General features: G+C 55.7%; 12 protein-coding genes. 5 read left to right on the top strand and 7 right to left on the bottom strand.

Translation table 11 applies throughout. The annotated features are described in order from the left end of the window. Positions 1–60 precede the first annotated feature (60 nt). Positions 61–1,707, top strand: coding sequence for a C39 family peptidase (locus H7A51_18540; protein ID MCP5538217.1), 1,647 nt, complete (start codon positions 61–63; stop codon positions 1,705–1,707). Then, positions 1,676–3,049: an FAD-dependent oxidoreductase gene (locus H7A51_18535; GenBank protein ID MCP5538216.1), complete on the top strand. Its 1,374-nt coding sequence runs from the start codon at positions 1,676–1,678 to the stop codon at positions 3,047–3,049. Before H7A51_18540 ends, H7A51_18535 begins: the two co-directional genes overlap by 32 nt. Positions 3,050–3,192: 143 nt before the next feature. On the opposite strand, the gene H7A51_18530 is transcribed toward H7A51_18535, so the two are convergent. Then, the gene (locus H7A51_18530; GenBank protein ID MCP5538215.1) at positions 3,193–3,939 is read right to left on the bottom strand and encodes an AraC family transcriptional regulator; all 747 of its coding nucleotides are present in this window, start codon (positions 3,937–3,939) and stop codon (positions 3,193–3,195) included. Positions 3,940–4,010: 71 nt separating this feature from the next. Between H7A51_18530 and H7A51_18525 the strand changes: the two genes are divergently transcribed. Together H7A51_18525 and H7A51_18520 are read left to right on the top strand one after the other, a co-directional pair. Next, complete coding sequence (locus H7A51_18525) at positions 4,011–5,006, top strand: proline racemase family protein (protein ID MCP5538214.1); 996 nt, start codon at positions 4,011–4,013, stop codon at positions 5,004–5,006. Then, positions 5,003–6,562, top strand: coding sequence for an aldehyde dehydrogenase (NADP(+)) (locus H7A51_18520; GenBank protein MCP5538213.1), 1,560 nt, complete (start codon positions 5,003–5,005; stop codon positions 6,560–6,562). Before H7A51_18525 ends, H7A51_18520 begins: the two co-directional genes overlap by 4 nt. A gap of 61 nt (positions 6,563–6,623) precedes the next feature. On the opposite strand, the gene H7A51_18515 is transcribed toward H7A51_18520, so the two are convergent. The 5 genes from H7A51_18515 to deoC form a co-directional block, all read right to left on the bottom strand. Next, positions 6,624–7,559, bottom strand: coding sequence for a dihydrodipicolinate synthase family protein (locus H7A51_18515; GenBank protein MCP5538212.1), 936 nt, complete (start codon positions 7,557–7,559; stop codon positions 6,624–6,626). Positions 7,560–7,638: 79 nt separating this feature from the next. Further along, positions 7,639–8,343 carry a PEP-CTERM sorting domain-containing protein gene (locus H7A51_18510; GenBank protein ID MCP5538211.1) on the bottom strand — a complete coding sequence of 235 codons (705 nt, stop codon included), beginning with the start codon at positions 8,341–8,343 and terminating at the stop codon, positions 7,639–7,641. A gap of 101 nt (positions 8,344–8,444) precedes the next feature. Next, entirely contained in the window at positions 8,445–9,320 is an 876-nt protein-coding gene (locus tag H7A51_18505) for an aldehyde dehydrogenase family protein (GenBank protein ID MCP5538210.1), read from the bottom strand. Positions 9,321–9,442: 122 nt separating this feature from the next. Further along, positions 9,443–10,918, bottom strand: a complete 1,476-nt coding sequence (locus H7A51_18500) for an aldehyde dehydrogenase family protein (protein ID MCP5538209.1) — start codon at positions 10,916–10,918, stop codon at positions 9,443–9,445. A 47-nt stretch (positions 10,919–10,965) separates the two neighbouring features. Continuing rightward, positions 10,966–11,892, bottom strand: coding sequence for a deoxyribose-phosphate aldolase (deoC, locus tag H7A51_18495; GenBank protein MCP5538208.1), 927 nt, complete (start codon positions 11,890–11,892; stop codon positions 10,966–10,968). Between the two features lie 345 nt (positions 11,893–12,237). Here deoC and H7A51_18490 point away from each other — a divergent pair, with 345 nt between their 5' ends. Beyond that, entirely contained in the window at positions 12,238–12,735 is a 498-nt protein-coding gene (locus H7A51_18490; protein ID MCP5538207.1) for a DcrB-related protein, read from the top strand. Here the strand turns inward: H7A51_18490 and H7A51_18485 are convergent. Beyond that, positions 12,732–15,629, bottom strand: a complete 2,898-nt coding sequence (locus tag H7A51_18485) for a DUF2339 domain-containing protein (protein MCP5538206.1) — start codon at positions 15,627–15,629, stop codon at positions 12,732–12,734. The two genes, H7A51_18490 and H7A51_18485, sit on opposite strands and share 4 nt — an antisense overlap. Between the last annotated feature and the right edge of the window lie 72 nt (positions 15,630–15,701).

Here is a 15,701-nt window from a genome sequence, read left to right as displayed (position 1 = left end):
ATATCGTGCTATCGACTTCTTAACCATTGCGGTTTTGTTGTTGATGATCCCATCGTCCCCATGAAAATCTTTAGTCATCGAATCGGTTTATTGTTAGTCCTTTGTCTCTCCGGAGTATCCCTTGATGCAAGGACATTCACCGACAACCAGGGTCGCAAAATCGATGCCAGTGTCGTCAGTGTCAAAGGCGGTGAGGTGGAGTTGAAACTCGATGAGGGTGGGAAAATTTACCTAGTGCCCATTGCCAAGCTGTCGGATGCAGACCGAAATTATCTCAAACTTTGGGTGGAGACCCAAGGCTCTGGCGACAAGGAGAAAGCCGAAGATAAAAAGCCCGAAAAACCCCCGGGTAAGAAGCCGGGTAAAAAACGGGGGAAAAAAGAATCCGCCGAGGAGAAGAGGAAACGGTTGCAGAAGCTGTTGGACCAATCCAAGCCCCTGAAGCTGGAGGAGCTGGTGCTGAACAAGGACATCTGGAAAATGACGACCTCTGACTTTGTCGACAAATACAAGAAAAACGGCTTTGTTTACATGTCGGCAGCTAAAAATGACCTGCGTGCCGAGGGGAAGGGGTTTACCGTCTTTGGTAAAACGGCAGGCGAGGTCATCGTGCGCTCAGAGAATGGCTTGATCTCCCGGATTTCAATTTCCATGTTCAACCGTGGCGACAACGGCAATATGAGTGTCTCGGCATTCAACAAGACCTTTGACGGCTTGCTCACCAGCCTGAACGAAAAGACCGGTGTGACGCCCAGCGATGAAAGCAAGACCGGTGCGGTCAAGGTGGAACGACGTTTGTGGAAATGGGAGGAGTCGGCGATTTTGCTTGAGAAGAGTTTCAGTTCGGACGGCAAAACGCCTGATTTCCTGCGTATCCGGATGAAGTCAAAGGACGCGGAGTCCGAGGGCATGGCCAACCGCTCGTCGCTGACGGACCATGTCATGAAGAACAAGGACACGGGTGATGTTTTCATCCAGGGGGTGCCGATGGTTGACCAGGGCCGGAAAGGATACTGTGCTGTGGCCTCGGCTGCGCGTGTCTATCAATATTATGGACTCGAAATTGACCAGCACGAGCTGGCGCAGATTGCCGGGACCGGACCTAGCAGCGGAACGACATTGGGGGAAATGGTAGCCGCCCTGAAGAAGGTGACCCGACACGTGCACTCCCGTGTGCTGGTACTCTATGAGTATCCCAAGGGGCTTGCGGATAAAATGCCCACGGATGACGCCAGCAACCAGGACTATGATCGCATGATCCGCAACTACAACCTGGGCCTCAAAGAGTTTGCCCGCGATGTTAAAAGCTATAACAGGATCGCCAAGAAAAAGGGCAAAACCGAGTTTCCCTGCGATTATGAAAAAGGAGTCGTCAGTATGGATCAGTTCTTCCGCCGCTGCGATCCGGCAAGCTACCGTGAGGTGATGACCAGTAAATCGAGTTTCTCACGTTTCCAATCGAAGATCCAGGAATACATCGACCAGGGGCTGCCCGTTGGTTGGTGTTTGCAGTTGGGTATGTTTAAAGAGGGGAATCTCCCCCAGAGTTTTGGAGGTCACATGCGCCTGATCATTGGTTATAACAACAAAACCAAGGAAATCATCTACACCGATTCTTGGGGCGCGGGCCACGGCAAAAAACGCATGCCCGTGGCGGATGCATTCTGCATGTCGAATGCCCTGCTCGCCCTGCCGCCCACCAGGTAGTAGCCGTGTAAGGGGGGGTAAAAAATCTGTGCCGATACCTGGGCGAAAACTGGGAATACTCACTAGACCATGGTGCTATGTTGAGTCCGTGCAATACGATGCAGACAGGGTGATCATTGTGGGTGCCGGAATAATCGGTTTGTGTTCGGCGTACCATTGTCTCAAGGCTGGACGACCCGTGACGCTGATTGACCGTGCTGGTCCGACCAATGACGGCTGTTCCTTCGGAAACGCCGGTATGATCGTTCCAAGCCACTTTATCCCGCTTGCGGCACCCGGCATCGTTGCCAAGGGGTTGAAGTGGTTGGCGAACCCCGAAGGCCCGTTTTACATCCGCCCGCGCGCGAATGTTGATCTCATACGTTGGTGTAGGTTGTTTATGAATCACGCTACGCAGAAACACGTCATGGCCAGTCGGGAGCTTCTGCGCGACCTGAATTTGGAAAGCCGGCGACTCTTTGTTGAATTGGCGCGAGAAACCGGTGTGGAGCTAACAGAACGCGGGTTGCTGATGCTGTGTAACACCGACAAAGGGCTGCACGAGGAAGCCGAGGTGGCGGCAATGGCCAACGCGCTCGGCCTCGAAGCCGAGGTTTGCGATCCGACAAGATTGCGCGAACTTGACAGCGCCATGGAGATGGATGTCAAGGGTGGTGTCTGGTTCAAACAGGATTGCCACCTGGACCCGGCGGAATTTGTCCAGGGTCTGCGCCGCAGGGTGATCGAGATGGGTGCTGAGTTTGTCGAAGATGCCGTGGTCACCGGACTGCGAAAAGAAGGGGGCGGCATGGTGTCGCTGGAAGGGGTCAGGACACCACCCGGTCAACAAATTGTGTTAGCCTGTGGCGCATGGACCAGCGATCTGATGAAGACGATAGGTCTGCGTATCCCGATGCAGGCGGGCAAGGGGTATTCCCTAACCATTGAACGTCCCCGCGAGCTTCCTGGGTTGTGTGCAATCCTGGCCGAAGCCAAGGTGGCGGTGACTCCCATGCATGGGAAGCTGCGTTTTGCCGGAACCATGGAAATCTGTGGCAACGATCTTTCTATCAATGCGCGCCGTGTGCATGGAATTATTCGTTCGGTCCGGAAATATTTCCCTTCGTATCGAGATGAGGATTTTACCGGGGTCGAGCCATGGGCGGGCCTCCGGCCTTGTTCACCTGATGGGCTGCCTTATGTGGGCAGGATTTCGGGATTCTCCAACCTGACCGTCGCCACCGGTCACTCGATGATGGGGCTGAGTATGGGGCCGGTGACTGGTCGGCTTGTCTCTGAACTACTCGGAGCTGGAGAGCCTTGTTTGGATATTAGGCGGTTAGAACCGCTGCGGTTTGCTTAACACGTTTCGAAAATTGAGAAATACTGATTGGCGGTTGATGAGTGATGATTTTTCAAAGGCGAAGTAAGCTTAGCCAAATACTTCAGCCTTCAAAAATCGTTATTCGACAATCATCCATCATCATCCATCAGTTTCCATGCGTTTCAAAGAGTCCTCCTGTCCCGATACGCCTTGGGGGTGAGTCCCGTGGTCTGCTTGAACTGTCGGGTAAAGGCGGATTGGTCCGAGTAGCCACATTCCAGCGCGATGTTGGCAATGGATTTTCCGGTGGTATTCAACATGTGGCATGCCGCTTCGATTCTCGCGCGGGTGATGCACTGGCCGGCCGATACCTGATAGAGTGCGCGGATACGTTGATCGAGTTGATAGACCGAGAGACCAGCCATTTCCGCAAGTTCCGGTAGCCTGAGTGGTTGGTCCACGTTTTCACGGATGTGTTTGAGCACCCTGGCGATGGATGTCAGGTTTTCGCCCCCTTGCGCTGCCGACCGGATATCCTGGGAGATACCGGAGATTCCCACGATGCGTTTCCGGGCGTCAAAAATAGGTTCCTTGTAGGTGATGCACCAGCCTTCGTGTTTGTTAGGGTGGATGTGGAGCTCAAGTTGGCCGACGATGCGTAATGCGGTTTTTAAAACCTGCTGGTCCTGCTCGGCAAAGGCTGTTCCCAATGGTCCGGGAAATAACTCGTCAGCGGTTTTGCCGATCAAGGCGTCCTTGCTGGGTGCCCCGGAACGTGCAACCAGCGTTTTATTGGCGGCGACATACCGCCCTAGATGGTCTTTGATAAAAAAGGCAATATCCGGCACTTGGTCAAACAACTCCTCAGTAAGCACAGGTTTATCAAGTCGCTCAAGAAATGCTTCACGGATATCTCTGGCTGTACTCATGGTTGTGTGCAGATTCGATGGCGGAACCTATGGATTCCAACAAGACCGAAATGCTATAGTAAAATACATCAATGAGCAACTCCGGACACCTGCATCTGAAAGTCGTCGACTCCCATACCGGCGGCGAACCTACCCGCGTGATAGTGGACCTGCCGCAGGGGGTGGGGGGGCTGGATTCGGGAAGCCTGATGGCACGTCGGGAATGGCTGCGCGAGAAATACGATTGGATCCGCTCGGCCTGCATCAACGAGCCGCGCGGTCATTCCGCGATGGTAGGTGCCCTGCTCTGCCAGCCGGTGAACCCGGACTGCGTGGCGGGCGTGATCTTTTTTAATAACGTAGGCTACCTCAACGGTTGTATCCATGGCACCATAGGACTTACTGTGACCCTGGCGCACCTGGGGAAAATTTCCACGGGTAAACACCGCATCGAAACCCCCGTGGGTGAAGTTGTTGCCGAGCTACACGAAGATGGTTCGGTCACCGTAGCCAATGTCCCGAGTTACCGGTTCAGGGCCAATGTCACGGTGGCTGTGCCCGGGTTTGGCGAAATTGTCGGTGACATCGCATGGGGTGGAAACTGGTTTTTCCTGGTTGATGTCAACAACACCGGAACCGGCCTGGAGGTCATTCCCGGAAATATCCCGGAGCTCACCCGTTTTTCATCAGCCATTGTCCAAGCCCTGGCGGGTCAGGGGATTACAGGGGCTGATGGCATGGAAATCGACCATGTGGAGATTTTTGGAACTCCTACCCCCGGTGTCTCGGATAGCCGTAGTTTCGTGCTCTGTCCGGGGCTTGAATACGACCGGTCTCCCTGCGGCACGGGTACGAGTGCAAAGCTGGCTTGCCTCTACGCCGATGGAAAAATCAAGCAAGGTGAAGTCTGGCGACAGGCCAGTATCCTCAACACGGTATTTGATGGGCGTGTAGAGCCGCTCGAAAATGATCGCGTTATTCCCTTCATTACCGGCTCGGCTTACGTTAATAGTGAGGCATCGCTCATCCTTCAAGAGGAAGATCCGTTTAAACACGGCATCTCCCAATTAAACTCAAAATCATTATGACACTCAAAGGAACATCCATCATCGGCAGTCGCCGCGGCCAAGGCAAGGAGCCGGCAGGTAATAGTATCAACCCAGTAACAAACGAAGTGCTTGCACCTGATTACGTAGCGGCCACGAACGACGAGCTTGAGCAGGCGGTTGACCTCGCTGCGGCAGCCTTTGTTAGCTACCGCGATACCTCCGGAGCTGAAAAGGCGGGGTTTCTCCGCGCCATTGCGGACAATATCGAGGCATCCATTGAGGATCTCGTCGAGCGTATGCCACTCGAGACAGGTTTGCCGGAAATGCGGGTCCGGGGCGAGGCAGGGCGCACCTGTGGTCAGTTACGGATGTTCGCCAATCTTGTCGAAGAGGGCTCATGGGTGGATGCCCGTATTGACCGGGCCCAGCCCGACCGCCAACCTCTGCCGAAAGTTGATACCCGCAGCATGCTGCGTCCACTCGGGCCGGTGGCTGTTTTTGCCGCGTCTAACTTTCCGCTGGCATTCTCCACCGCAGGGGGTGACACCGCCTCGGCACTTGCGGCGGGTTGTCCGGTCATCGTCAAAGCCCACTCGTCACACAGTGGCACGGCAGAGATTGTCGGTCTCGCCATCCAGCAAGCGGTGGCTGGTTGTGGACTTCCCGAGGGGGTTTTCTCTCTTGTCTACGGAGGCGGCCGGACCATTGGCCAGGCGCTGGTCAAACATCCTGCGATCAAGGCCGTTGGCTTTACCGGGTCATACGCTGGGGGGCGTGCGCTGATGGATCTCGCCGCCGCGCGCCCGGAGCCGATACCGGTCTATGCCGAAATGAGCGCCATCAATCCGGTGGTCATCCTTCCGGAAATTGCGATTGAAAAAGGCGAGGCGCTTGCCGAAGGATTGTTTGCTTCGCTCACCCTCGGTGTCGGGCAGTTCTGCACCAACCCGGGTCTGGTGTTTATCCATGCCGATGTGGTTGGCCGGGTCATAGGTAAACTCGCCGAACTCGTGACTAACAGCACGGGTGCCAGCATGCTGAACTCCGGTATTTGCCAGGCATATGGTGCAGGGCTCGACCAGCTTAAAAACCATCCCCGGGTGCAAACGCTGGCGGAAGGCCATTGCGGAGAGCATGGCAACCAGGCAGTGCCAACCGTATTCCAGACCAGTGCCGTTGATTTCCTTGCCGCCGGTGACCTTACCGAAGAAGTCTTTGGACCGGCCACATTGATTGTCACCTATACCAGCGATGACGAATTAGCTGCATTGTTTGGCGCTCTCGGTGGCCAGCTCACAGCGAGTGTGCATGGCACCGATGGTGAACTTGCCCTGCAAGGAGGCCTCGCCAAACTGATGGAGGACCGCGCCGGCCGACTTGTCTTTAACGGCTTCCCCACCGGGGTCGAAGTTTGTGCCAGCATGGTTCACGGCGGCCCGTATCCCGCGACATCCGATGGACGAAGCAGCTCCGTAGGCACCATGGCAATCTACCGTTTCACGCGTCCCGTCTGCTACCAGGATTGCCCGGATGTACTGCTGCCGGATGCACTCAAGGAGGGTAACCCACTTGGAATACGGCGCAGTGAGGTGTAGGACAACTTGGTAAGTTGTCGGCTGATCTGTCCTTGGGCTGTCGGCAAGTTGGAAACTCGCCCTACCTTCCTTCCCAGGACGCCCACCAGTTGCGGAACAGGAAGTGCTGCGACTCCAGGTGCGCCTTTTGCGGCGGGCTCAGCTGATCGTCGGCGTAGATCTGGTATCTGTAGGCGTCGTGTCCTTCGAGCACCATAAGGTGTTTGTAATAGAGAACGAGATCGGGACCTTCGTCGAAGGTGGAGAGCACCTGCATCGCCTCACTGAGCTCCAGGGCATGGACGCGGGCCTGGGCGTCACCTTTGGCGGCGCGCTGGCAGAGGTCGACCAGATGAAGGACTTCTTTGGGCAGGGCATTACCGACACCGGTGATCGCCCCTCCGGCACCACAGTTGACAAATCCATGGTATGCCTGGGTGTCCACCCCCACCATGAGAGTGAGCTTGTCGTTACCGGTGGTGATGTTTTCCGCCGCGTAGGTTAGATCCGCCGCACCACCGAACTCCTTGAATCCGATCAGTTGAGGATACTTGTCATGCAGTTTAAAAAAGAGGTCAGCCCTGGTGGCAAAGCCGTAATAAGGGGAGTTGTAAATCACGGCGGGCAGGTCCGGGCCACCAGCTTCAAGGATGGCGGTGAAGTGGTTGTATTGCGCAGCCGGGGAGAGTCCGCGTGACAGCACACGCGGGATGACCATCAGCCCGTGGGCTCCTACTTCCCGCGCGTGGGCGGCGTGTTCCTCGGCAATCCTGGTGTTCTGCGCTCCGGTGCCGACAATCACCTTGATTCCGGCGTCGACCAGTGCCTTGACACCGGTCTGACGTTGCTGGTCGGTCAGTAATGGCCAGTCGCCCATCGAGCCGCAGTAAACCACCGAGTCCATGCCGGCGTCGACCAGCCCCTGTGCGGTTTCGACCAGTGTGTTGAAATCCGGATTTCCCCCGGCATCACAAGGGGTCATCAGTGCGGGTATGGTACCTGAGAAAATGTTGCTCATGCCAGGCAGTATAGCAGCCGCGTCTAGGCAGATTCAGCGGCAGGGGCTGGTTTTTTGGATAAAGCCAACTGGCGCCAGGCTACTTTCGTCTGCGTAGCAAAAAGAAGAAGCCGAGCATTCCAAGCCACAGGGTGCTAGGCTCGGGAACGGGTGCTACATGATCATCATCACCAATTTGATAGAAAACAATATCCTCGTTGATGGATCGAATCCGGATCTGAGTGTAGGTGCCGAGTAAGTAAAACGAGCCGTCGGCGGTGGTTCCGAAGTTATTGGTATCCGAGCCGATCAGCATAAAGCCTCCTGTCCATGTGTCGGCCCCCAGGGTTGTATTGTCGCCAGGTGTGTGGACCAGGTTTCCCGATACGATTTCCGTGGCGATGGGAGTGCCCGTGGTGTGGTCAAAGGCTTGGAAACCGTGATGGTTTTCCTTCAGGTGGAAAAACGGATTGGTGATAGCACTGCTGAAGGTGATCACAAAATCACCCATGGCTGGTATGGAGCCATTATGGTCGGAACGGAGTGTGTCACTCGTTACCAAGGCAGGAGAAAAAAGCGCCGCATTGCTGAACGCCGTGCTGGTGCCGTCGATGACCGTGCCAGCGACACATCCACTGACGGATACCGTGGCATTGATGGTTCCATCAATTAACAGGGAGCCTGTCGCGACGTCGTTTGTGCCATTGACAGAAGTCCAGTCGGTCCAATCAATGGACTGGGCGGAAACAAGGTTGAGGGTACATGCCATCACAAGACCGACATGCAAAGGTAAGGGGGCTTGCATAGTGTCGAAATCTATCAAATCCTTTAACTAAGGCAAGGAGAATATCAATTGATCTAAATTTAATGGGAGTGGGCGTAACTTCATGACCCGAACAAGCAACGCTAGTATCCGGCTACCCCGGTGATGCTTGATTCAATCGGGTGCCAGGTGGTTTTGATTTCCTGGGTGGAAAGAATGGGGTAGGGGGATTCGCTTTTGGCGGGATCGTCCTTGCGGAGGATGATGCGTTTCAGGTTGTGGGTGGCATCGGTGCGGAGGCTGGTTTTATCGCCGTCTGATAGATCGGAAGCCACGACCGCATTGACATCCATGTGAGTGCCGATGTGGGGGAGAAGTTCTGCGCGGTTTCCGGTGATGATGTTGACGACACCACCTGGCAGATCCGATGTGGCGAGTGCCTCGGCGAGGGTGATGGCGCAGAGCGGTTTGCTTTCGGATGCAATCGCTACGCAGCTGTTACCTCCTGCGATGATGGGTAGGATGGTGCCGAGCAGGCCTGCGAGGGATGACTTTTCCGGAGCGATGGCCGCGACGACACCTACGGGCTCGTACACGGAGAAGTTAAAGTGGGGACTGGCGACCGGATTCACCGATGAAAACGTCTGCTGATACTTGTCGCACCAACCAGCGTAATAAATGCACTGGTCGATGGCGGTTTCAACTTCTTTGCGGGCAGCAGCTGCGGTGGCTCCTTGCAGCATGAGTTCATCTTCAAACTGGGCGCGGCGACCTTCTAACATCTCTCCGATGCGGTAGAGGATCTGGCTGCGGTTAAACGCATCACGTTTTTTCCAGCCGCCGAGTGCCGTTCGCGCGGCCACGACAGCGTTGCGGAAATCCTTGCGCGAGCTGAGACAGATGTTGCCGAGAGCTTTGCCGTTTTTTCCAGCGGGAGTGTAATAGCGGCCGGACTCCGTGCGGGGGAACTGTCCGCCGATGTAGAGTTTGTATGTTTTCAAAACTTCGATTCTTTCCATGGGATGGGTTGGTTTGTGTAAAGTAGGCAAGTTTGTAACTTGTCGGCAGGATTTGTGAATTTGTTAGGTTTGGAGTGGATATTCCTTGGGTTGTCGGCAAGTTGGAAACTCGCCCTGCTTTGTTAGTATTCTAAATTAAGGTAGGCACCGAGTCCGTGCAGGCCACCTTCGCGACCGTATCCGCTTTCCTTGAAGCCTCCGAAGGGTGAGGTGGGGTCGAATTTGTTAAAGGTGTTGCCCCAGACGACACCGGCATCGAGTGCGCCTGTGATCTGGAAAAGCCGGGCACCTTTATCGCACCAGACACCAGCGGAGAGACCATACGGAGTGTTGTTGGCTTTTTCGATCACCTCGGGAACGGTGCGGAAGGTTTGCACCGCGAGCACAGGACCGAAGATTTCCTCCTGAACGATACGGGACGATTGGGCAACGTTGGTAAACACAGTGGGGGGGCACCAGTATCCTTTGCTTGGAAGATCGCAGCTAGGTTGATACATATCGCCGCCATCCTTAAGGCCGGTTTTGATGAAGCTCTTGATGGTCGCCAACTGCTGCCTCGAGTTGATCGCGCCTATGTCGGTATTTTTATCAAGTGGATCGCCAACGATCAGTGTGTCCATGCGGCGCTTCAGTTTCCACATGACTTCCTCGTAGATGTTTTCCTGTACGAAAAGACGTGAGCCTGCGCAGCAAACGTGGCCTTGGTTGAAATAGATGCCATTGACGACACCCTCGACCGCTTGGTCGATAGGCGCATCCTCAAGGATGATGTTGGCCGCCTTGCCTCCAAGTTCGAGCGTGACCTTTTTATCGGTTCCAGCGATGGATTTCTGGATCAGCTTGCCCACCCCGGTGGAGCCGGTGAAGGCAACCTTGTCGATGTCAGGGTGATTGACGAGCGCGGCTCCGGTTTCGCCTGCACCGGTGACGATGTTAACCACGCCATCGGGCAGTCCGGAGTCGGCGATGACTTGGGCGAGTTTGAGTACCGTCAGGGGAGTCGTTTCCGCAGGCTTGAGTACGACGGTGTTTCCGGTCGCGAGCGCGGGCGCGATTTTCCAAGCGGCCATCAGGAAGGGAAAGTTCCACGGGATGACCTGGCCTGCCACTCCGAGAGATGAGGTTTTCTGGTTAGGAAAAGCGAATTCTAACTTATCGGCCCATCCCGCGTAGTAGAAAAAGTGATTCGCCGCCAGCGGGATGTCGATGTCGCGTGACTCGCGGATCGGTTTGCCGCCATCGAGGGTTTCAATGATGGCAAACTCACGGGCGCGCTCCTGGATCAGCCGGGCGATGCGGTAGATGTATTTCCCTCTTTCACGTCCGTTCATTTTCCCCCATGGACCGTTGTAGGCGGCACGGGCCGCCTTGACGGCAGCATCGACATCCTCTTGGCTACCTTCCGCCACCTCGGAGAGTTTTTTCCCGGTCGCAGGGTTGGTGGTGGCGAAGTATTTCTTTTGTGCAGGAGCCACCCACTTGCCGCCGATGAAGTGGTCGTAGCGTTTAGCGATCTGCACTTGCGAGGCGGATTCGGGGGCCGGCGAATACGTGATATTCGTCCAGTCATTGGATGTTGATTTGGTTTTTCTAGGCATCGGATAAATTTGGTATTTGGAATTTAAAACTTAGAACTTAAAGCAAGCTAGTCTTTGGAAAAATATTGTGGAGCCTGGTAACGACTGGTTTCGAGTTTGGCCACCTGCATCAGAACGTCGTTGGCGAGGCTACTGGCGCCGAATCGGAACCACTGGTTATCGAGCCACTTGGGGCCGAGGGTCTCTTGCACCATCACCAGGTAGTGAAGGGCTAGTTTTGATGTGGAAATACCACCGGCCGGTTTCATGCCGACCATTTGACCGGTCTTGAAGTAGTGGTCGCGGATCGCTAACAGCATCACGAGAGTGACCGGAATGGTGGCGGCTGAGGCAATCTTTCCGGTGGATGTTTTAATGAAATCAGCGCCCGCGTGGATGGCGATGTCACTGGCCCGGCGCACATTATCCAGGGTGGCAAGCTCGCCGGTTTCGAGGATCACCTTGAGCCGTGCTTGGCCACAGGCGTCCTTGACGGCGGCGATTTCATCGAAAACGTAGTTGTAGTCGCCCGACAAAAACCGTCCCCGTGAGATTACCATATCCACCTCATCCGCACCTTCACTGACCGCGAACTGGGTTTCGTCGAGTTTTTGATTCAGCGTGGCGTGCCCGGATGGGAACGCAGTGGCGACGGACGCGACCTTGACGGGGGACTTGTCACCGAGGGCTGCGCGGGCGGTTTTTACGAAAGTGGGATAGACGCATACGGCCGCGGTGGTCGGGAGGCCGGGGATTGAATCGTGCAGATGTTCCGCCTTGTAACAAAGCTGGCGCACCTTGTTCGGTGTGTCGGCTCCTTCCAGGGTGGTGAGGTCGATCATGTTCAACACCAGATCCAAGCCTTCACGCTTGGTGTTGTTTTTGATACTGCGTGTGGTGAAGCGCGCGGCGCGCTCGGCAATACCGACGTGATCGACGGGAGGAGAACTGGAGTAATCATATCGCACTGGAGATGCGCTTGTGTGGGGCTTCATGATGAGGTGATGGAAACAAGGGTACAAAGAAGTCGGGGTCGTTATCCTTAGCTGGTTTGATCTTAAAGGAAATAGGAAAATGGTCACTGTAGGCAGCAGATTGGTTGGCCAACAGGTTCTAGTTTCCAGATAGTCCGCCAGCCATCAGGTCGTTGCGCACTCCACGTAAGGGGTATCAGCAAGCGTAAATGACGGAGCTCCAGTCAGAGTGGCTGCCATCGACAAGAATCTCACCTGGATCAGTCGTTTGTGGGGGACGTTGTCGTAGCTCTGATAACGGGGGGCTCTCAATTTCAGTCAGAGTGTGGTTGTCAGATGCCGCCGATATGTTACATTCCGGGAACTATGAAGCCGTTCTATTGTTTTCTCACGGTCATGCTAACAGTGGTTGGTCTGGTTTCCGCCGAGAAGGTGACTTTTGATACCAAGTATTCCGTCGAGTTCCCGGAAGGTTGGAAAAAATCCGCCAACCCACGAAAAGACGCCCTTGTTTATCGTGAAACCGAAGCTGGTGATGCCTCTTTTGCCATCGCCAAGCTGGAACTGCCGGAAAATGCCAAGGCCGATCTCAAGGCGACCCTGAAATCGATGATTGATGGCTTTAAGCAAGGCATGACGGTTCTGGAGGAGCCCAAGATGACCGAGGGAGCTGTCGATGGAAAACAAGCCCAGTTCGCCCGCGTCTTTGTGAAGGCGGGTGAGCATAAGCTTGACTTCTTTCTGGTTGCTGTCGATGGCGTCGACCGCGTCTTCATCATGCAGGCCACCCTGCCAGCCTCGGCATCGGAAAAATCCAGGAACGACTGCATGAAGGTGATCCAGTCGTTCGAAGAATCCCGCTAGATGAACTTTTTGATGGTTTCCTGGAATTTGTTGTAAAGAAACCCGAGTCCCAGCAGGACAAGACCCAGGCTGATGAAACTGAGGATGCGGCCGAGCGTATCCAGCTTCATCACATCGATACACACGACGTGAAGCACGGCAGCCGCTAACAACCACAGGCCGATCAGGCGGTATGGCCGACAGCGCATGGTGAGACCTGCGCAGAACAGTGCTGTGGCTAACAGTGCCCAGCAGATGGCAACCCCAGCACCCTCGAAGCTGGCCTGGACATGTGCCGTGGAGGCATACAAGAGGGAGGCTAATCCCGCGACGAGTAAGATAACACGGACGGGTTTCCAGTTGGCCAGCTTGGTTTCATCCGCCTGGGTGTCCAACCACAACAGGCCATGCATGACCAGGGCGCAGAGGCTGGGAAGGTAACGGGGCCAGTCCTGGTCGTTGTGGCTGGCTATGGCGTTGACACAGGCGATAACAATCGGAAAAGCCCCCCCCGTTATGGCAAAGCCGGTATCGTTTCGGCGATAGGCCCAGACCAGCAAACTCAACCCCAAGGCCGTTAGGGTGAGGTCGGGCCGATCGAATTCCTGAACGGCGTGAGTGCCGGTTGCAATGACGACACCCAGGGCCAGAAGAGCCCGCATCACTCTCTTTTCAAACATATCCCAGAACCTGTCTGTAAGCGCCAGATGGATGAGCAGCATCACCGCAGGCATCCATCCGAGGGCGGGTTCGTAGTTGCCTCTGGCAACGACAGCGATCAATGCCCCGATATGGAAAAACAGGGCGGGTGCACCGATGCTGGGTCGGCGTAAGTATTGGGCCGCAGCATGTCCGGCGACAGCAATCACCCCGCCAAGGATCATCCAGTGGGCGGATTCCTCAATGTGGTGTGTCAGGGTGGCTGCGGTGACAATCCAGAACAGGATACTGGTGAGCCACTCAAGGGATAGGTTGTTAGAGGTGGTATGGCTGCCTGCATTATCCTCCCATGCCTGGGGTAGCCTGGGGCTGATGTACCAGTAGATGCCAACGACAGACCATGGAATCAATGATTGCGTGATAGTCAGCGTCGTGTAGCCACTGAGATACCACCAAATGCCGGCAAAGACAGGGATGGTTCCGATCATGGCCACGTCGCCCGTCCATGCCTTCCAGCGTGGGTGTTTGATCAGGAAATAGGCGAGCATCAGCAGGGTGGCGGTCAGCATCAGTCCGTTGACCCCTGAGGCATAAGACCATTGCTGGAACACCCCCAGCCCGGCCACCAGCCATGTGAGGGCGGCGGGGAAAAGTGGCACATAATCAGCCTGGCTTCCACGTTCATCAGCCATCGATACGCCATCGCGACGCACAAGGGCGGTGAACACAGCGGAGACAAGAGCCAAAGCCGCGTAGCTTGGCCAAGGCGCGAATGCTCCACCATTCAACTCCGGCAGCGCGGTGATCATGGCGCAGAGGTAGGCACCGGCAGCGACCATACGGGCCAGCCAGCCTCCGAAGTATCGCGCTCCTGCCAGAAGGATGCACGCCTCCACCGCCATCACCAGGAAACGGGTGTATCCGGTGGCTTCTAACAATACCCCCAAACTGGCAATGAGGAGGCCTTGATAGCCATAGACCAGCGCCAGCGACTTGTCCCACACCTTGTCGGTGCGGGAGATCAAAGCGATGGCAATCCACAAGGCTCCCACGCCGATGGAGATCCACCCGATTTCCGTATGGGGAATCATGTCAGGTACGAGGAACACCGTCAGGCACCATGCGGCACCATTGTTGATGGCGCAAAAGGCACGCTGGATCTGCTCCGGCATCTTGCGCGCCCTGGGGACGGTGAGGGCCGCGGTAAACAGCAACCAGTAGGACGCCAAATAGGTGAAACGCACGGTGGACTCGACCGCCTGCGGGTAGAATCCAAGCCAGAATGCGTGTGAGACATAGGCGGCCAACACCGTGCCAAGTCCGATCGTTATCCAGCGGAACCTGACCATCAACCACATACCGGCACTCGACAGCAGTAGGGCGGAGAAAAGCGAAAGCCAGCCAGACGGGTTGACGATCGTGCCGTAGAAGGCCAGGCCTATCGCCATCACCGCCACCACACGCGATTTTTTCCAAACCGCATACGCCAGGATGAGTCCCGCCCAAAGCGTCAGCAGGACGCCTGCCAGGATGGTGCTGTCGACCAGTTGCAACGACGGCACGAAGTGGCAGGCGTAGATCGTGTAATAGCCTGCGGCAAGCCCGCCGGATGCCAGCACCCGACCGTACTGGCGGAACTTCTCCTTCCACTTGTCCAGCCACATGCCGGTGCCTGTTAGGGTCAGGGACACGGTCATGAAAAACGCCACCTTCGCCCCCGGGCCGGCATGGAACAGCCAGTTTTTATAAGCGTAGGTGCTGAGGAAAATGAGGCCCGTCAGGAGAAATAGAATCCCGATCCTGACCAGCCAGACTTTGCCGAAATTGAGTTCCCAGTCGCCGGTGTTGACGGTGGCTGTTTTGACCGGCGGCTTTTTTTCTTGGGGAGGCACCACCGCGCTCATGGTGGCTGAGGAAAACGCCGTTGGTAAATCGGACACGGCGGGGCCGGGCTGGTCTTGTTTCGGGTCGGTCGACGTCGCTTTACTTGGATTCGTTGCCACAATGACCTTCAGCTGAGGCGGGATGGGAGGAGGTGTTGCCGTGGGTCTGGAGGACTCGATTTTGTGGCTCTCCCCGGCAATCGCATTCGGGAGATTGCGCAGGTCATGAGGTGCCTTCTCGGAAGCTGTCGGGAGCTTCCGCAGTTGTTGGTCGATCTGTTTGCACTCCTCCCCTAACTGATGCAGATACTGCTGCATTTCCTCCTGTTTCCGCAAAAGGGCATCAAGCCTGGCACGTAAGTTGTCCTCCATGGTGCGAAGCTATCATGATCCCTCAGAAATAGCCCATCGATTTTCAATGGGGGAGTATTGAGAGGAATGATG

Source organism: Akkermansiaceae bacterium (assembly GCA_024233115.1).
GTDB lineage: Bacteria > Verrucomicrobiota > Verrucomicrobiia > Verrucomicrobiales > Akkermansiaceae > Oceaniferula.
This window is presented reverse-complemented; position numbering and strand designations above follow the sequence as displayed.